Source organism: Streptomyces sp. NBC_00386 (genome assembly GCF_036063235.1).
In the GTDB taxonomy this organism is placed as follows: Bacteria; Actinomycetota; Actinomycetes; order Streptomycetales; family Streptomycetaceae; genus Streptomyces.
In genome coordinates this window covers 8,537,055-8,555,609 of record NZ_CP107950.1, presented here as the reverse complement: position 1 = coordinate 8,555,609, position 18,555 = coordinate 8,537,055, and the positions used below count along the sequence as shown (strand labels likewise).

Genomic DNA, 18,555 nt, shown 5'->3' with positions numbered 1-18,555 from the left:
CGCGTCAGACCATGTCCTCGACCTGGATGCCGCCCTGGGCGATGGCCAGGGCACCGAGCTGGAAGCGGCTCTGCGCACCGAAGCGATCGGTCAGCTTCTCGGAGAGCCGGCGGACCGTGCGCAGCGAGACGTCCATCCTGCGGGCGGCGGCGGCGTCGGTGAGGCCCTGCGCCCAGAGTCGCAGCACGTGCTGCTCCTGGAGGGAGAGACCGCCACGGGTGCGCGGGCGCGCCTCGGCCAGCGGAAGCGCCTCCTTCCACAGCCGGGTGAAGAGGGCGGCGAACGCCTCGGTGACCGACTCGACGCCGCACACCATGGCGCCGACGACGGACCGGGCAGTGGCGACCGGAACCACGGCGTGGGTGCGGTCGCAGAGGATCATCCACGCGGGCAGCGAAGGCAACGTACGGATGGATCCGATGCTGTCGTCCCTCCCCCGCACACGGTCCATCACCTCGGGATCGTTGCGAACGCTCTCCAGGACGATCGTGCGGGCGGCCACGCCACGCCGGCGCAGGATCTCGTCGACGGGCCGGACGGACTCGGCGACGGAGACGGCGAGCCGCTCCGTGGGACCGACGGTCAGCCACTCCTGCTCGCACCCTTCGGCGAGTTCCGTGACGCGCCGCCAGACGGCGTCCGCGCCGGCCAGCCACTCGGCGCCCGGCATGCCGTCCCGACCGCCGCGGGCGTGCTCGGACAGCAGCCGGGTCACCTCCAGCCGGCTGTCCTCCACCTGGAGTTGGTGGCGGGCGAGTTCGTCCTGCTCCCGGGCGAGCATCGCGGCCAGGCCCACCTCCGGGGCGACCGGCCGCCAGCCGGAGGCGGTGTCCCCCGGGACCACGAGCAGGAGGGCCGACAACCGCTCCAGCCGCTCTCGGACCGTCTCCTCGTCCTCCTTCAGCTGCTCCGCCAACTCGGAGACTCCGGCGCCGGGCAGGTCGACCATGGCGAGATAGACGCTCCGTGCGAGGGGGTCGATACCCAGAGAGGTCCGCATTCCTTCACTCCTGTTGTCTCGGCTGTACGGCACCTGTTGGTCACGAATCGAGTCGGACGACGTTCGACGGGCCACGGCACGGTCCCGTGCCGCTGCCTGGTCATCGACCGGACATCAGTAGACGGGAGGCCCGGGCAGTGGCGGATGCGGGCCGACCACCCAAGTTGTGGCGCATGCTCCGTACGACGCGCGGCTCCCTGTATCACGGCACCCGTCCCGAGCAGGCGGTCACGGCGTCTGCGGGCACCGGCCGCTCACGTGATGCCGCGCGAGGGCGACGGAGTGGGTGAGGAACGCCCGGAGCCACGCCTGCTGCCGTCGACTCGGGCACTGACTCCGTCCGTGCGGGCGGCCCCGCGACGGCGAGGACGTACCGCCGGAACGAGCTGTCACGGTGGGCCTCGCGCGGCACGGTGACATCTGGGACGGGCCGTGACCTGCGGAGTCGACCTCCGATGCCGGGAACACGGGCCGCATGCGCTACGGGCGGCGCGCGACGGTCCCCACCCACCGGTGGGGGCCGTCGCAGAATATGGGGGATGCTCCCCCATGCGGGGGCCGCGCGGTATCTGCGACGTTCTTCCTGTGACCGAATCAGCCGCACCCACGACGCCCCGAAGCGCGCACCTGCCGCTCGCCTGGTGGGCCCCCGCGCTCACCCTCAGCGAGCGCGTCGCCGCGCCCGGACGTCCCGCGGCGTCAGCCACGACCGCCACGTCCGGCCGCGCCCCGTGGGCCGCCGGGGACACGGCGGGCTTCGCGGCTCGGCTGGCCCACCTGGGTCTCGACGAACTCGCCGTGTGGGCGCTCGTCGCCGAGGCACCGGAACACCTGGCGGACCGCGCCGGCACTCCGCGCTGGGCCGGTTACGTCGAAGCGGCCCTGGACCGCGCCGACACCGCCGCACGGCCGGTGCCCGGCGACAACACCACCGGGCCCGAGGTGTTCACACCGGTCGTGGCACCGCTGGTGGTGCCCGCCGCGGCCGCCCTCGACCGGCAGTTGGCGCCGCTTCCCGAGGTGGAACGGACCATGCTGCGCGCCTCGTTCGAGCAGTGGCTGCTGAGCCGGATGGCCCGGCAGGCGGCTCGCACACTCGTACGCGAACTGGACGGCGTCCGGCGCGCCGGACGGCTCCCCGGGGCCACACCTCGCGATCGCTTCGCCTCCTTCCTCGCCGCCACCGGCAGCGCGGACGGCCTGCGGGCACTGTTCACCGCCTATCCGGTGCTGGCCCGGATGCTGGGCCAGACGGCACTGGACGCGGCCGACGCCGTCGCCGAACTGGGCCTGCGGCTGCACACCGACCGGGAAGAACTGGTGGCCGTCCTGCTCGACGGCCGCGACCCCGGCCCGCTCACCCGCGTCGACCTGGGCCGGGGCGACGCCCATCGCGGTGGGCGCTCGGTGGCGGTGCTGGAGTTCGCGGACGGTTCGCGGGCGGTGTACAAGCCGCGCCCCCTGGGGCAGCACGCCCTGCTGGACGATCTGGCCCGCTGGCTCACCGGGCGGGTCGACGGCCTGGAGCTGCGCACCCCGCGCACGGTGCGGCGACAGGAACACGGCTGGCTGGAGTACATCGAGCACCGCTGGTGCGGTTCGGTGTCCGAGGCGGACGCCTTCTACCGGCGCCAGGGCGCACTGCTGGCCCTGCTGTACGCGGTGGACGGCGCCGACATGCACTACGAGAACCTCATCGCCGCCTGTGACCAGCCGGTGCTGGTGGACGCCGAGACCCTGCTGCACACCGGGCTTCCGCACGCCGCCACGGCCGGAGCAGACCCGGCCGCCGACGCCCTTCAAGCCTCCGTGCACCGGACGTGCCTGCTGCCCCACCTGCTGATCGGTGAGCACGGCGCGCTGGACATCTCCGCGCTGGGCCGGGCCGAGCAGGGCACGTACCCGAGCGAAGGCCTGTGCTGGAAGGACAGCGGACTGGACACCATGCGGGTCGTGCGAGGCCCGGTGGTCAGTCCGGCCGCGCAGAACCAGCCACTCCCCGTCGGGCACCGCCTCCAGGGCGCCGACCACCGCGCCGCGCTGCTGGACGGCTTCCGCACCACCTACGCCGGGATCCGTACGCACGGCGACGAACTCACCGAGCCGGCAGGTCTGTTGACCCGGCACGCGGAGAGTCCCGCACGGCTGATCGTCCGCTCCACACGGCTGTACTCGACGCTGCTGGAGGAGTCCACGCACCCGGCGCTGCTCGGCGACGCGCTCGCCCGGGACGCCGCGTTCGCGGTGCTGTGGACCGAGTCTGCGCACGACCCGGCACGCGGCCGGCTGGTGGAGCACGAGACCGAGGACCTGTGGCGCGGGGACGTCCCCCTCTTCGTCCACCGGCCGTCCGGAACGGAAGTACGAGCGGCCGGTGGGACCTGGCTGCCGAACCTGTTGCCGTTGGCGAGCCTGAACGCGGTCCGCGCCAAGATCGCCCGGATGGACGAGGTCGACTGCCGGAACCAGGAATGGATCGTCGCAGCCGCCCTGGCGGCACGCGAGGCGGGCTCCCCGCTGGTCCGGCCACGCTCCGAGCTGGTTCCGGCTCCCCTGCCGGCAGTGGTGCCCGAGCCGTCACGGCTGCTCGCCGCGGCCTGCGGAATCGCCGACGAGATCGCCGCCCGCGCCGTGCGGTCCGGCGGTCGGGCCAACTGGCTCGGCCTGGAACGCCTGCCGGGCGGTCACTGGTCGGTCCTCCCGATGGGTGCCGGACTCGGCCAGGGGTACACCGGGGTCGCGCTCTTCCTGGCCCAGGCCGGACTGCTCGCGGGCGCGGACCGCTACACGGCGCTCGCCCACGAGGCGGTACAGCCGCTGCCGACCCTGCTGAAGATGCTGGCCGCCGACCCCGAGCTGTGTGCCACGGTGGGGCCTGGAGCGTACGACGGGATCGGCGGCATCCTGTACGGCCTGATCCGGTTGTCGGCCCTGCTCGACGCCGACCTCGCGAACTCGCTGCCCGACGCGCTCACCGCACTCGAACACTCCGTGGTGACCTGCGTGGACCGCGGGTTCGCGGACGGTGCCGCCGGGGCCCTGGCGGCGGCGGTCGCCGCCCACGAGGCGACGGGCGCCCGCCGGGCCCTGGAACTGGCCGACGCGCTGGCGGACGCCCTGGCGCCCGCGGCCGCGGAGGGCGGTGGCACCGCGGGGTTCGCCGACGGTGCCGCGGGCATCGGCTGGGCGCTGTGGCGCCACGCGGACCACCGCGCGGACGGCAAGGGACGCCGGAAGGCAGCGGCCGGGCTGCTGCGCTCGGCCGACGCCGCGTCCGAAGCTGCCGCGCACGGTCCGTCGTGGACCACCGGCCTGCCCGGCATCGCCGCCGCAGCCGTGCACCTGTCGGGGCACGAGGACGGCCTCGCCGCCCGGCTGTCCGCCCTCGGCGACGGCCCCGATCTGAGCGCCGGCCACGGCGCCTTCGGCGCCCTGGAGGCCCTGTCGGTCCTGGCCGGCCGAGGCGACGCCACGGCGTCCGCCGCCCTCACCCGCACCAGCGGCCGGCTGCTCGCGACCATCGAGGGTCAGCAGCACCGCTGCGCCACCCCTGACCAAGTGCCCTCTCCCGGAATGCTGACGGGCCTCGCCGGCATCGGCTACGGGCTGCTCCGCCTCTGCTCCCCCGACCGTGTCCCGTCCGCGCTCCTGCTGGAGCACTCCTGTCCGCCGACCCCGACCACCGCGCACGCCTGTTGAAGCCGAGCACCCACGGTCGGCCGCACCGCCGCTTCTCCCCGTCTTCTTCTCCTCTCGGTTCTCTCCCCTCGCTCACTCGGCACATTCCCCACAAAGGAGTTCCCTCCATGAACCAGCGGAACCTGCACTCCGACCACGCCGCTTACGTCCCCGCCGAGATTGACGTCCCCACGCCTGCCACCGACGAGCAGGACGCCGCGGGCGGCATCACCCTCTCGGGCCGCAACCGCGCTTGCGCCCGCGCCCGCATCCTGGCCGGGATGGTCCTCACCAGCGGAATCGTCATCACGCTGAGTTCGATCGACACCTCGGTGTCCGCGCCCCACTAGCCGCCCCGGCCGCTCGGCGGGCGGGCAAGCCCGTCGGACGGAACAGCAGGCCGGATAATCTGATTATGCTTGGAGGTCATGCGCCTCCAAGCATCTTCTCTCGTCGGCCGGGATGCCCAACTGAGCCTGCTCGGACGCGCTTTGTCCGACGCTCAGCAGGGGCGCGGCGGTGTGGTGTTCCTGGTGGGCGAAGCCGGGGTCGGCAAGTCCCGGCTGGCGGCCGAGGTTGTGGGCAGCGCGGTCGGGGCCGGGACGGGCGTGCTGCGGGGACGCAGCAGCACCACCGGCCCAGCGGTGCCGTTCCGACCGCTGACCGAGGCGCTGATGTCGCTGTTCCGCACCGGCGAATCGCTGGACGACCTGTCCTTGGGGCCGTACAGACCGGTGCTCGGACGACTGATACCCGACTGGAACACCGGCGCGGGCGACAGCAGTTCCATAGTGATCCTGGGTGAGGCCGTCCTGCGCCTGCTCATGGCAACCGACCACGGCCGGGGCCGGCTCCTGGTGCTGGAGGATCTGCACGACGCCGACCCCGAGACGCTGGGCGTCCTCGAATATCTCGTGGACAATCTGGAGTACAGCCCGGTCCTGCTGCTCGCCACCGTCCGCACGGACTTCAGCGACGCCCTGGACCTCGCTCAGTCGGCCCGCCGGCGCGGCACGGCCTCGGTCCTTGAACTGTCGCCGCTGACCCGCCCCCAGGTCCTCGAGCTGGTGGCGGGCCAGTTGGGCACCTCCCCGGAGGATGTGCCGGCCGCGGTGCTCGAGCGGTTATGGGAGGGCAGCGCGGGCAGCCCTTACCTGGTCGAGGAGTTGCTCCAGTCGATGATCGGCGCGGGCACCCTGGTGCAGGGACCGGACGGCTGGCGAACGGTCGGTGATCCGCGCGGCGACGTCTCCTCCGCTCTCGCCCGGGGAATCCTGCGCCGCATCGACCGGTTGGGCACGGAGGGTCTGACGCTGCTGTCGGCGGCGGCCGTGCTGGGCAGACGGTTCCCGCTGACCGTGCTCCAGCAGATGACGGGAGTCGACGACCGAGCACTGCTCAGCCATCTGCAAGCCGGCGTCGCCGCCTGCCTGATGGTCCCGGACGAGCCCGCCCCGGACTGGTACTCCTTTCGCCATTCACCCACCGTGGAGGCGCTCTTCACTCAGCTGACGCCAAGTCAGCGGGCGGACCTGGCACGCCAGGGCGCGGAGGCGGTGGAGAAACTGCACCCGCAGCTGCCCGGCGAGTGGTGCGCGCTCGCCGCCGGGCTCCGGTCCGAGGCCGGCGAGGACGCGGCAGCCGGAAAACTGTTCGCGGAGGCGGGGCGGCGGGCCCTGGCGGCGGGCGCGCTCGGTTCGGCGGTGACCCTGCTCAGCCGGGCCGAAACCCTGCTGGCGCGGGCCGGTGACCCGCAGGAGAGAGCGAGTGCGCTGGAGCCACTGCTGCCCGCGCTGGCCGAGTCCGGCGACTTCGACCGGGCCTTCGACCTGGTCGAGCATCTGCACGCCCTGGACAGCGCCGGGCTGGGCGCGTCACGTCTGGCGATCCTGCACACTCGACTGGCCAAGGTGGCTCACACTGCGGGACGTTGGAGCGACGGCAACCAGCAGATCGACCGGGCCCGCGAGGTGCTGGGAGCATGCCCGGACGGCGCGGCGACGGCGTCCGTCGACGTCACCGCCGCCTATCTCGCGCTGGACACCCCTGGTACCGACCGCACCCAGAAGGCGGAGAGACTCGCGCGCTCGGCGGCCGACGCGGCCGAGCGCTACGCGCTGCCCGCGGTGGCCTGCCAGGCGTGGGAGCTGCTGGCGACCGTGGCCCGTGAGCGGGACCCGCAGGAGTCCCGGACCATGCTCCAAAAAGCCCTGTCCACGGCCGAACGGCACCAGCTCCCGCTGCGGCGGATGTACGCGGCGACCCGTATCGGCGGCAACGACTGGCTGGCGGAAGGCGACACCACCGGACTGCTGTCCGCCCGGGAGGAGGCGCTGCGGTTGGGCTCGATCAACATCGTGCACACCGTGGACGGCATTCTCGTCCTGGACGGGGTGATGCGGGGCGCGCGCGAGGCGACGCGGGAGGCCGCCGTCGAGTGCCTGGCGATCGTCCGCAGGCTCAGACTCGCCCCGGCCGTCCGGTATCTCCTGATGTCACTGGCTTCGCTGGAGGCGCACTGTGGCGACAGGCGGGCGATGGAGGCCGCCCTCGACTCGTTCACGGAATGGGAGGGGGCGGGCTCGCAGGAGGAGCCGCTCACGCTGGGCATGGCCCGCGCCTTCTGCGCCCTGATGGAGGAGGACCGGGACCTGGCTCGGGAGGAGCTGGGGGCGGTGTCGGCGCTGGAGCTCCACAATCCCAGCACCTACCACCTCAGCGGCACGCACGGAGTGGGGGTGCTGCTGGACGTGCTGGCCGGTGACGCGGACCGCGCCCGGCACGAGGCGATGGCTGCCACGGCGGTCGGACAGATGCGGTGGAACCGCCAGTTCGTCACGCTCGCTGATGCCGTCCTGCTCGGTCGGGAGGGGCAGGGCGAGCGGGCGGCCGAGCGCATCGATACGGCGCTGCGCGACGCCGCCGTGTATCCGGCCGCCTTGCACCTGGGTCTGCGGCTGGTCGCGGACGCGGCGCACGAGGACGGCTGGGGCGAGCCGGTCGCCTGGCTCAGGCGGGCCGAACACCACTTCCACGAGCAGGGGGTGCCTGCCGTCACGAACGCCTGCCGGGCCGCCCTGCGGCGGATCGGTGCCCCCGTGCATCAGCACCGCAGCGGCACGGACGGCATCCCCGAACAGCTGCGGGCCCTCGGCGTCACCGTGCGCGAGTACGAGGCGTTCCGGCTCCTCGCCGACCGGCTGAGCAACAAGGACATCGCCGACCGGCTGTTCATCTCGCCCCGCACGGTCGAGAAACACATCGCCAGCCTGATGAACAAGACGGGCGCGGCCAACCGCGCGGACCTGTGCACGCGGTCGACCCAACTGCCGAAGTAGTCACGCGGGCTCCGCAGGACGGCGGTCGCGTCGCGCGGTGGGCCTCAAGAGCATGCGTCACGAGGGTGGTTGGCGTTGCTGGGGACGGAGCGCCGGCGTCGCCTGGTGCAGGGTCGCGGACATCGGTGCCGACCGACTCCACGATGCCCGCCGCCTCGTGTCCGAGAAGGAACGGGAAGTCGTCGTTGATGCCGCCTTCTCGGTAGTGCAGGTCGGTGTGGCAGACGCCGCAGGCCTGCACTTTTACCACCGCCTCGCCCGGCCCTGGATCGGGCACGACGATCGTCTCGACGCGCACCGGCCCGCCTTTGGCGCGGGCGACGACGCCGCGTACGTGCTGAGGCATGGATGGATCCTCTCGACTGTCTGTATGGGAAGTGAGGCTCGGGTTTCCGACGGACGGTGGTCAGCTCGCGGGGCGCACGCGTACGGGGAGCGCTGCGAAGGAGCGCAGGGTGTTGTTGAGATGCCGGCGCGGTTCGCCTGCGAGCTCGATGCGTTCCACCCGTCGGGCCAGGGCGGTGAGGAGTGCTTCGGCTTCCAGGCGGGCCACGTGCTGGCCTACGCATTGGTGGATGCCCATGCCGAAGCCGACGTGTCCGGATGGATCGCGGGTGAGGTCGTAGCGGTCCGGGTCGTTCCAGCGGGCCGGGTCGCGGTTCGCCGCGCCGAGGAACATGAGGATCTTGGATCCTTCGGGGATGAGGGATCCTGCGATCGCGACGTCGGTCGTGGCGGTGCGGAAGAAGGTCTGGACGGGTGACTGCCAGCGCACTGCCTCATCGAATGCCACGCGGGCCAGGTCGGGGCGTTCGCGGAGCCGCTGCCATTCGCCGGGGTGGCCGGCGAGGGCGTAGAGGGTGGCGGCCAGGCCATGCACTGTGGTGTCGACGCCGGCGGTGATAAGGGAGCGTACGACCAGCGGTGCCTGCTCGTGGGTGAGGTCGCCGCGGTCGGCAGCGGCCCAGATACGGGCGCCGAATCCGTCATCGGTGAGGGCTTGGCGGGCGCACTGGGCGTTCACCCAGGCGGACAGGTCGGCGGCCCTGGCAGCGTCTGCCTGCACGAGGGTGTTGACGGGGCCGAAGGCATTGAAAGCCATGTTGCCGTAGGGCAGGAGGTTGTCGCGGCCGTCGGGTCCCAGTCCCACCGCGTCCGGGAAGACGCGCAGCGGGAATGCTTTGGCCAGGGCTTCGAACGCGTCGAAGTCGGTTCCCTGGGTGGCCAGGACGGTGTCGACCAGGTCGTCGGCTATCGGCTGCCATGCCGCACGCAGTCGGCGCAGTGCTGGTGGGGCGAGTATCTCGCGCAGGACGCGGCGCGGTGCGTCGTGGTGCGGCGGGTCGGCCTCCAGCAGCAGGCTCGGAGGCCGCCAGGGCTTCGAATGGCGGAAGTTGGCCAGTCCCACGCCGGCGGCGGACTGGAATGTCTGCCAGTCGACGAGGGCCGCGTGCACGTCGCGGTATCGGGCGAGCGCGTAGACGTCGTAGCGGGACAGCCGCACGACGGGACCTGCTTCCCGAAGGGCGTGGTGCAGGGGTTCGGGCGTCGTGAGGTGTTCGGTGGCGAACGGGTCGGCGTCGCTCGTGGGCGGTTCGACGGCAACGGCGGGTGCTTCGGACATGGCGGCTCCAGCGAAGTGCGGCTCGGGAAGGGGCGGGTCTTGGCTCAGAGATCCAGGACCAGGCGGGCCGAACGGGAACGTGAAACGCAGGGCAGCATGCAGTCGTTGGCGGCGCGTTCGTGTTCGGCCAGCACCGAGTCCCGGTGGTCCGGGGTACCTTCCACGACCGGGGTGAGGCATGTGCCGCAGGTGCCGTGCTCACAGGAGGACAGTACGTCGGCACCTGCCTGCCGAACGGCTTGAAGGACGGTGACGTCGGGGGTGATGGTCACTGTCCGCCCGCTGCGGCACAGTTCCACCTCGAAGGGTCCGCGGTGCACCGGCTCTGTCAGGGCCTTGGCTGTGAATCGCTCGGTCCGCAGGCTGTACGGCGGCCACTGGGAAGATGCTGCCTCGACAGCGGCGAGCAAAGGACCCGGTCCGCAGCAGTACACCTTGGTTCCCGCGTCTGGTTCGCTCAGCCAGACCTCCAGGTCGAGCAGGCCGACCTCGTCCTGGGGGCTGATGTGTACGCGATCACCGTAGGAGGCTGGGAGTTCCTCGAGGAAGGCCATGGAGACCCGGCTGCGGCCTCCGTACAGCAGCTGCCAGTCGGCTCCGGTCACGTCGGCTTGATGCATCATCGGCAGCAGCGGGGTGATGCCGATGCCGCCCGCGATGAACAGGTACCGCTCGGCAGGCGCCAGGGGGAAGTGGTTGCGCGGACCTCCGACCTCCACGAGGTTCCCGGGCATGAGCTGATCATGGACGTAGGCGGAGCCGCCCCTGCCAGGGGCTTCGCGAAGGACAGCGATGCGGTAGGTGTACGGGTCCCATCGGTCGCCGCACAGGGAGTACTGGCGAGTCACTCCGCTCGGCAGGATGAGGTCGATGTGCGAGCCGGGCGTCCAGTCCGGCAGCCGTGTGCCGTCGGGATGCGCGAGGGTGAGTGACACGACGCCGTCGGCGACAGGGTCCTTGTCCTGCACCTGCAACGTCACGGTGGAGAGGTTCTGCTGCAGCGGAGCGGTGGGCAGCAGGTTGTGTACGACCACGTTGTCGCCTCCCGTCTGTGGAATGCAGGAAGCATGCGCGCGGGCACCGTCGGACCGCGACGGCATTCTCATTCAGCGAGAGACCGACTTCGCGGAGATGTCATGTGGCTGTCGCATCGCCGTCACATGCCTATGGAGTGTCCTGTGTCCCGCGTCCGGCCAGCGCGCGGGAGATGCCCCGGGCGGCGGTCCGTACGACGGGGACCACGGCCTGGGCGCCGGCCTCATTGGGCACGATGACCGACAGCGCCGCGATCACCGTGCCGTCCGCACCGCGGACGGGCGCGGCTACGCCCAGGGCCTCCGCGTGGACGTAGCCGGGGCAGTACGCATAACCCTGCTGCCGGATCTCGGCCAAGGTCGCGCGCAGTTGTGCCGGTGTGGCCGGTGTGGCCGGCGTGTACGCGGTCAGCGGGCTGTCCAGGATCCTTTGCTTGAGGTCACTGGGGCCGTGGGCGAGGAGCACCAGACCGCTGGAGGAGGCGTACAGAGGAAGCCGCCCTGCGATCCGGGTGTAGTTGATCACCGCCTGTGGTGCCGAGAGCCGTTCGAGGAAGAGCACGTCGTCGCCGTCGAGGACGCCGATCTGCACGTGGTGGCCCACGACGTCGTGGACGCCTTCCATGAACGGCATTGCGTGATCACGCAGGGAGAGAGTGGGGGAAGCACGCGTTACCAGCTCCCACAGCCGCACGCCGATACGTACTTTGCGGTCGGAGTCCCGGCTCAGGAAACCGTGCGCCACGAGCTCGGCCACGAGGCGAGAGACCGTGGCCACGTGCAGGCCGGTTCGACGGGCGATCTCGGAGACCGTCAGCGCCGGCTCGTCCTGGCTGAACGCTTCGAGAATGCGAGCTGCCCTGGACAGCACCGACTCCTGATGAGGTGTGTGCATGGCGAACCGTTCTGCTGGTCTCCCAGCCGGGGGCGGTGTCCGTCTCCGCGTCTACTCGTACGCACTGTCCATGGCAGCCAGTGCGTGAGCGATGTCCGTGGTGCCTGCGAAGAGGGCACGCACCTGCTCGAAGTGCGTCTGCTGCACCTCTGAGTTGGGCCATCGCTGATCCATGAACGGTACCGTCGTTCCGTCCTTCTGCCGCCGTGCCACCTCCGCGACGGCGGGATCGGCGGAGAAGGAGTTGCTGGGCAGAGCGGGCAGCGTTGCTCCGGACCGGTTGTACAGGTTCTGGCCCCGTTCTGATCCCAGGAAGTCCACGAACGCCAATGCCGCTTTGTGGTGGGGGGCCTTGGCGTTGAGCCCGTAGGCGGCGGAGACGGCGCCGGGAATCCGGGTTTCGTTCGGCTGATCCGTGGCCGGCAGGGCCGTCATCCGGAAGTGCATTCCTGGGGCCGCGGAACGCAGAGCGGCGAGAGTGCCGGCGACCTGGACCACTCCCACTGCTCGCCCGTCGGCCACTTGGTCGAGGGCGTCCTCGTAACTGGTTTTGAGCGGAGCAGTGCTGAAGCAGCCACGATCGCGCATCTCCAGGTACTTGGCCATGGCTTGGCGCCATCCCGACCGGGCGAAGCTCTCCTTGCCGGACTCCATCTGCGTGTCGAAGCCGGGGTCGCGGGCGTACACCGTGGTGGCGACCAGTGCGTAGTCGACGAGCTGGGTGACCCACGGGGTCTGGTTGCCCAGTGCGAAGAGCACCTTCCCGTGCCGGCGGGCGGTGTCGCACAGGGCGAGAAGGGTGCTGTAGGTGGTGGGCCGGGTTCCGTCGATGGCCTTGAGCGTTTCCGCCGAGTAGATCGCGCCGACAGCACTGAAGGTGACAGGTACCAGGTACGTACCGACGCCGCCGTCGGTGACCGGCCGCATGCTGTCCGGTATCCGGCCGGCGAAGAAGCGCAGGCTGAGTGCTTCCAGGAAGTCGTCCTCTTTCAAGGCCAGGACGGAGGCAGGGTTGCCGCTGCCGGGCCAGACGGTGAAGACGTCCGGCGCCTTGCCTGCCCGAAGCTGCTGCGGAAGCTCCTTCTGCAGGGTGTTGGTGTCGGCGTAGCTGACGTTGACGTGGATGCCGGGACGGGCTCGGTGGAAGGCCGCGACGACGGCCTGCATCGAAGCCTTGTCGGTGATGTTGGCCCTGACGGACACCTCGGTGTCCGACGTGTCACTGCCGGCTCCGATGACGGAGCAGCTGGTCAGAAGCGTCATGCTCAACGCAAGGGATGCGGCGAAGCGAAGGGGTCTCGGTCTGCGGGACACTGGCGGGCTCCATGCGGTGGTGGAGGCGGAGGTTCGACGAGCCGGACGGGAATGGCTGAGGCGCGTCACGCCGTGGCGAGGAGGCGGACGGCGTGACGTGCCGGCCGGGATTGCGGTCAGCTGATGGGAACGGCTCGCTGCGCGGTCAGGTCACGGGAACTGTGCGCTGTGGCAAAGGTGTACCTGCCGGGGACAAGTGCCCAGGCACCTGCCTTCCAGATGGTGAGGTTGTCCACGGGAACGGTGACCGTGAGCCGCTGGGAGCCCGCGGGGGCCAGGGTGAGTTTGCGGAACGCGACGAGCCGCTGCGGCTCGGCGGCGGCGGCGCTCGGCAGTGCGGCGTAGAACTGCACGAGTTCCGTGCCCTTGCGTGAGCTGGTGTTGGTGACGGTCACGCCCACCGTCACTGTCTCGGCTCTCTTGTCGTATGTGGCTTCGAGGGAGCCGTGGGCGAAGGTGGCGTACGACAGGCCGTGGCCGAAGGGGAAGCGCGGCTGCTGCCCCTTGCTGTCGTAGTAGCGGTAGCCGATGGAGATGCCCTCGTCGTAGGAGACGGCTCCGTTGCTGCCGGGGTAGGTCGCGGGTGTGGTGCCCGGCCCCTGGGTGGCGTCGGCGGGGAAGGTGACGGGCAGGCGGCCGGAAGGGTCGCTGTCTCCGAAGAGGACAGCGACCAGCGCCGTGCCCATGCCGCGACCCCCGTACCAGGCTTGGAGCACGGCCTCGACGTCGCCGAGCCAGGGCATCGTTACGGGACCGTCGGTGTTGAGGACGACGGTGGTGCGCGGGTTGACCGCTGCCACGGCGGCGATGAGCTGTTCCTGATCACCAGGCAGACCGAGTGCCAGGTGATCCATGTCCTCGCCGGCGACCCGGTTGACGAAGACGATGGCGGCGTCCGCGGCGCGCGCCGCGTCGACAGCGGCGGGGATCAGGGATTCGGGCTGCCATCCGAGGGTGAGCCCGCAGGTGCCGGGGTCGGTGGTCGCGTTGGTGTAGGTCACCTCGATGGTGACGGCCTTTCCGGCGGTCAGCGCGGTGGCGCCCTGGAGGGGGTAGTCGTAGGGGCCGAGGAAGAAGCGGCGGCTGTGCCGGGTGCCGGTGGCGACCGTGGTGCCGTTGACCTTCAAGGTGGCGGTTCCGGCGGTGAGCAGGGAGAACCGGTGCAGGCCCGTGGTCGTCGGCACCAGGGTGCCGGTCCATTTCGCCGACCACACGTCGGGCAGGTTGTCCACGGGAGCAGCGGTGAAGTCGACGGTGGCGTCGGTGCGGGTGGTGAGCGGGGTGCCGGAGGCCTCTGCCCCTGAGTAGTAGGTGGCGGACAGGCCGGGGGTCCCGGCGCCGCTGCGCAGCACGGTGGAGGGAACCGCGGTCAGGGGAAGATCTCCCTTGGTGCCCTGTGCGTGCGTGACCGTGACGCCGCTGCCGGCGCGGGCGCGGATGGCGTTCAGGGGCGTCGTCCATGTACCCGGGTCGACGTAGGTGGAGCCGCCCACGCCGGTGAGGACGTCGGTGCCGGCCGGGCCGATGACGGCCAGGGATTTCAGGGTGGCCGGGAGAGGGAGTGCTGCGGAGCGGTTGGCCAGAAGCACCAGGGAGGCGACGGCGGTCTCATGGGCGAGGTCCTGGTGGGCCTGGGTGCTGACGTCGGCCGCCGGAGTGGGTACAGGATGGTCGAAGAGACCGTTCGCGTACATCGTGACGAGGATGCGTCGGGCTGCGTCGTCGAGCCGGGTGCTCGGTATCGCACCGCCCGTGAGTGCTCCGGCGGGGATCTTGACTGCGTAGGGTCCGAGCCCGGCGAGGTCCATGCCGGCTCGCGCGGCGGCGACCTGGTCGTCACCCGCCCAGAAGTCCGGCACGGTGTAGCCCTGCAGTCCGATGGCCTTCTTCAAGTCGTCGAAGAGAGCCGAACTCTGTGTCGCGAAGGTTCCGTTGATCTTCGGGTAGGCCATCATGACCGAAGTGGTCGGGGCGGCGGTGACCACGCGGCGGAACGGTGCTTCGTGGAGTTCGTGCAGCGCACGGTCGGAGACCTTGGTGTCTGTGGAGAAGCGGTTGGTCTCCTGCGTGTAGGCGGCGAAGTGCTTGACCGTGGCTGCGACGTTCTGGCTCTGTATGCCGGTGGTGAGAGCCGCGCCCAACTGGCCGGCGAGCAACGGGTCCTCGCCCATGCCTTCGGACTGTCGGCCGGAGTGCCAGGTCCGGGTGAGATCGATGGTGGGGCCGAGGAGGTTGTTGTAACCCTTGGCACGGCCCTCCGCGCCGATCGCGCGGCCGATACGTGCCGCCAGGTTCTCGTCGAACGTCGCCGCCTGCGCGACCGGAACCGGGAATGCGGTCACGCCTTGCTCGCCGCGCAGACCGGCCGAGGCGTCCACCATGGTCAGAGCCGGTATACCCAGGTGAGCGACGGTCGCGAAGTCGCACCGGACGAGCGCTTCCTTCTCAGCCGCTGTCATACGGCCGAGCATCGCGTCCGCCTGATCCTGCGGTGCCTCGGACCGTGCGGCGGCTGCCGCTTCGGTCATCAGGGGAGCCATGCTCAGGCTCATTGCGGTGAGGGTGGCGGCAGACAGAAATGATCTTCTTTTCACGGCGGCTCTCCGAAAGGGGGGCGGATCTACGCTTATGGAAAAAGGGGCCGGCCGAGGGGTCAGGTTCACGGCCGGCCCCAACTCGGGGAGGGAAACGGATCCCTGCGGTGTTCCCGGACTCACCTGCTTGCCTACCGAGTCCCGCGGCAGCAGAAGCAGTGAGGGAATGGAGATTTCCATGCGGCGTACGCTTGTTGAACGGAAAAACTAGAGGACCCGCCCAGCAGGGTCAACCCTTTCGGCAGCCGTGCAACAAAATGCCGTTGACCAGCCAGTTTGATACTCACATTGAAAAGTGTGCGTGAAATTTCAATTGAAACCAGCAGGCAGCGTGACTGACTATAAACCGTATCGATAGGCGTCATCGACAGGCCGAATGGCAAAGCCGCAGAGGATGCCGAAAACAAACAGTCCGGCGCCGTGATCAGCGCCGGACTGTTTGGAATCGGTGAATGTTTCTCAGGCTGATTTCTCCAGGAGTTCCCAGGAGTCGAGCTCATGCTCCCCCGGCTCCACATGGACCGGCGGACACCCTGGGAGCCGCACGACGCCGGAGCAGCCGTCGGGCACGACGACATGGATGCGCATCCGGCCGTCGGCGGTTGTCTCCCACGACGACTCGGCTGCGCCGTAGGGCGTTTCGTGGCGTGTCCGTGCCCAGGTGATGCCGCCGCCGGGCCGGGGCTGGAAGACAAGCTGCCGATAGCCGGGCATGGACTCGGCCATGCCTCCGACGACGCGGTGCAGCCAGTCGGCGACGGCTCCGAGAGCGTAGTGGTTGAAGGAGGTCATACCGCCGGGATTGAGGGTGCCGTCGGGGCGAAGGCTGTCCCACCGCTCCCAGATGGTGGTTGCCCCTTGCGTGACCGGATAGAGCCAGGAAGGACATTCGGTCTGGGTCAGCAGGCGGTAGGCGACGTCCAGGTGGCCGGTGTCGGTGAGGGCGTCACAGATCACCGGAGTCCCGACGAATCCTGTGGCGATACGGGCTTCGTCGGCGAGGACCAATTCGGCCAACCGGTCGCCGGCTGCGCGTCGTTGCGGCTCGGTGAGGAGGTCGAAGGCGATACCGAGTGCGTAGGCGGTGGGGCTGTCGCTGGTCATGCGACCGACGGGCAGTACGTACCGGCGGCGGAAGGCGGCCGCCACCTCTGCGGCCAGTGCGGCGTACTGCGCGGCGTCCTGTTCCATGCCCAGTTCGGCCGCGGCCAGGGACAGGTGACGGGCGGAATACGCGAAGTAGCCCGTGGCCACCAGGTAACGGTCGGTGCAGCCGGCAGCCGGGTCATCCGGCGGGGCGGCGGGGTCGAGCCAGTCACCCAGCTGGAATCCGGTGTCCCAGAGGCGATCGGGGCCGGCGAGCCGTTCGACGAGGTCCACCCACGCCTTGGCCATGGCGTAGTTGCGGCGCAGGATCTGCAGGTCGCCGAAGCGCCGGTACAGGGTCCAGGGGGTGAGCGTGGCGACGTCTCCCCAGGCGGCACCGGGCTGGATCGGCGTCCACATCGGTTTGCCGGGGATGACGGGCACGTACCAGGGGATGGTGCCGTCGGGAAGCTGCTCGAGCCCGACATCGGTGAGCCAGGAGTCCAGCATGCCGGCGCAGTCGTAGAGGAAGCTCGCGGTCGGGGCGAAGACCTGAAGGTCGCCCGTCCAGCCGAGGCGTTCGTCGCGCTGGGGACAGTCGGTGGGGATGTCGACGAAGTTGCCGCGCATGCTCCATACGACATTTTCGTGGAGCCGGTTGATCAGCGGGTCGCTGCACTCGAACCAGCCCGTACGTCGCATGTCTGTGTGATAGACACGGGCCGTCACCGACTCCTGCGTCAACTCCCCTGGCCAGCCGCTGATTTCGGCGTAGCGGAAGCCGTGCAGGGTGAACCGGGGCTCCCACGTGTACGGACCACGTCCGGACAGAATCATGGTGTCGGTGGAGTACGCCTCGCGCAGGGGTTGGGTGGCCAGTTCTCCGTCCTGGAGCACTTCGGCGTGTCGGACGGTGATGGTGGTGTCGACGGGGCCGTCTGCGGTGAGGCGGAGCCGGCCGACGAGGTTCTGGCCGAAGTCGAGGAGGTGACGGCCGTCGGCCGTTCGCGTGATGGCGACAGGGGCCATCTCCTGGGTGCAGCGCACGGGCGGGCCTTGGGGGGCGACGAGTGTGCGCGGGTTCCGGTTGCCGAGCCGAACGGGGGTCCATTCTGTGTGCTGCTCAGGCGTGCGGGTCGCCCAATAGGGGTCGTCGAGTCGGGCGTCGAAGTGCTCGCCTTCGTAGAGGCCACTACTGGCGATGGGCCCCGTGGCCGCCGTCCAGGTGGCGTCCGTGGCGATGACCGCGGTGGTGCCGTCGTCGTAGGTCACTTCCAGCTGGGCGATGAGGGCTTGGTCGGTGCCGTAGATGTTGCGGGTGCCGCCGTCGAATCCGTACTTGCCGCGGTACCAGCCGTCGCCGAGCCAGGCACCGATGACGTTGGTGCCTGTGGCGAGGTGGGCGGTGACGTCATGGGTGCGGTAGCGCAGGCGGTGGGGGTAGACCGTCCAGCCCGGGGCGAGGATCTCGCTGCCCACGCGGAGTCCGTTGATCTCCACCTCGTACAGGCCGTGAGCGGTGACGTAGAGGCGGGCTCGGGTGATCGGGCGATCCAGGTCGAAGTCTTTGCGTACCCGGGCCGGTTGGCGTTCGGCGGCCGGATCCTCGGTCCATCCGCCGCCGACCGGTATCGCACTCCAGTCCGCCGGGTCGAGCAGCCCGGCTTCCACCACGCTGGGCTCGCTCCATGCGGAAGGAGCCGCGGCTCCGGCTGTCCAGACCCGGACTCGGACGGTCACGCTCTCGCGTGAGGCCAGCGGTTCACCGGGCCAGGGCACCAGTAGCTGGTCGCTTCCTTCGATCCGGCCGGTGCTGTGCTCACGGCCGGAACGTTCGAGCCGGACCTCGTAGGCCTGCTGGCTGCCGGTACCGGGGGGAAGCTTCCAGGTCAGCCGTGGGGTGGCCGTACCGATACCGAGGCCGTCCGGGAGGTGTTCGAAGGAGACCGGGGCGGGTTGGGGGGTCGACAAGGGGAACCTTTCTTCACGTGC

Annotated in this window: 10 protein-coding genes and 1 pseudogene; 3 read left to right on the top strand and 8 right to left on the bottom strand. The window is 70.3% G+C overall.

Features of this window, described 5'->3' with window-relative positions:
* Positions 1–4 precede the first annotated feature (4 nt).
* The gene (locus OG780_RS37535) at positions 5–1,000 is read right to left on the bottom strand and encodes a helix-turn-helix domain-containing protein (protein ID WP_328455789.1); all 996 of its coding nucleotides are present in this window, start codon (positions 998–1,000) and stop codon (positions 5–7) included.
* A gap of 585 nt (positions 1,001–1,585) precedes the next feature.
* On the opposite strand from OG780_RS37535, the gene OG780_RS37530 reads away from it, so the two are divergent.
* From OG780_RS37530 to OG780_RS37520, 3 genes are all read left to right on the top strand, one after another.
* Positions 1,586–4,699, top strand: coding sequence for a type 2 lanthipeptide synthetase LanM family protein (locus OG780_RS37530; protein WP_328455787.1), 3,114 nt, complete (start codon positions 1,586–1,588; stop codon positions 4,697–4,699).
* Positions 4,700–4,806: 107 nt separating this feature from the next.
* Positions 4,807–5,028: a hypothetical protein gene (locus OG780_RS37525; protein ID WP_328455785.1), complete on the top strand. Its 222-nt coding sequence runs from the start codon at positions 4,807–4,809 to the stop codon at positions 5,026–5,028.
* Between the two features lie 78 nt (positions 5,029–5,106).
* Positions 5,107–8,016 carry a helix-turn-helix transcriptional regulator gene (locus OG780_RS37520; RefSeq protein ID WP_328455783.1) on the top strand — a complete coding sequence of 970 codons (2,910 nt, stop codon included), beginning with the start codon at positions 5,107–5,109 and terminating at the stop codon, positions 8,014–8,016.
* 97 nt (positions 8,017–8,113) lie between these two features.
* Here OG780_RS37520 and OG780_RS44765 read toward each other — a convergent pair.
* From OG780_RS44765 to OG780_RS37485, 7 genes and pseudogenes are all read right to left on the bottom strand, one after another.
* Positions 8,114–8,362 (bottom strand): annotated as a pseudogene (locus OG780_RS44765) (alcohol dehydrogenase catalytic domain-containing protein); the annotation flags it as partial.
* A 60-nt stretch (positions 8,363–8,422) separates the two neighbouring features.
* Complete coding sequence (locus OG780_RS37510) at positions 8,423–9,640, bottom strand: cytochrome P450 (protein WP_328455779.1); 1,218 nt, start codon at positions 9,638–9,640, stop codon at positions 8,423–8,425.
* A gap of 44 nt (positions 9,641–9,684) precedes the next feature.
* A complete protein-coding gene (locus tag OG780_RS37505; protein WP_443062258.1) occupies positions 9,685–10,674 on the bottom strand; it encodes a PDR/VanB family oxidoreductase in 990 nt (329 codons plus the stop codon).
* 130 nt (positions 10,675–10,804) lie between these two features.
* On the bottom strand, positions 10,805–11,569 hold the full coding sequence (locus tag OG780_RS37500; RefSeq protein WP_328455777.1) for an IclR family transcriptional regulator: 765 nt from the start codon (positions 11,567–11,569) through the stop codon (positions 10,805–10,807).
* A 51-nt stretch (positions 11,570–11,620) separates the two neighbouring features.
* On the bottom strand, positions 11,621–12,832 hold the full coding sequence (locus tag OG780_RS37495; RefSeq protein WP_328455775.1) for an ABC transporter substrate-binding protein: 1,212 nt from the start codon (positions 12,830–12,832) through the stop codon (positions 11,621–11,623).
* Positions 12,833–12,999: 167 nt separating this feature from the next.
* Complete coding sequence (locus OG780_RS37490) at positions 13,000–15,435, bottom strand: beta-glucosidase (protein WP_328455773.1); 2,436 nt, start codon at positions 15,433–15,435, stop codon at positions 13,000–13,002.
* Between the two features lie 501 nt (positions 15,436–15,936).
* Complete coding sequence (locus OG780_RS37485; RefSeq protein WP_328455771.1) at positions 15,937–18,534, bottom strand: family 78 glycoside hydrolase catalytic domain; 2,598 nt, start codon at positions 18,532–18,534, stop codon at positions 15,937–15,939.
* Positions 18,535–18,555 lie beyond the last annotated feature (21 nt).

What these genes read in the sequence shown, in the direction of transcription:
- OG780_RS37535 (WP_328455789.1), bottom strand. Translation starts at nt 1,000, where the DNA reads ATGCGGACCTCTCTGGGTATCGACCCCCTCGCACGGAGCGTCTATCTC.
- OG780_RS37525 (WP_328455785.1), top strand. Translation starts at nt 4,807, where the DNA reads ATGAACCAGCGGAACCTGCACTCCGACCACGCCGCTTACGTCCCCGCC.
- OG780_RS37520 (WP_328455783.1), top strand. Translation starts at nt 5,107, where the DNA reads ATGCGCCTCCAAGCATCTTCTCTCGTCGGCCGGGATGCCCAACTGAGC.
- OG780_RS37510 (WP_328455779.1), bottom strand. Translation starts at nt 9,640, where the DNA reads ATGTCCGAAGCACCCGCCGTTGCCGTCGAACCGCCCACGAGCGACGCC.
- OG780_RS37500 (WP_328455777.1), bottom strand. Translation starts at nt 11,569, where the DNA reads ATGCACACACCTCATCAGGAGTCGGTGCTGTCCAGGGCAGCTCGCATT.
- OG780_RS37495 (WP_328455775.1), bottom strand. Translation starts at nt 12,832, where the DNA reads ATGACGCTTCTGACCAGCTGCTCCGTCATCGGAGCCGGCAGTGACACG.
- OG780_RS37490 (WP_328455773.1), bottom strand. Translation starts at nt 15,435, where the DNA reads ATGAGCCTGAGCATGGCTCCCCTGATGACCGAAGCGGCAGCCGCCGCA.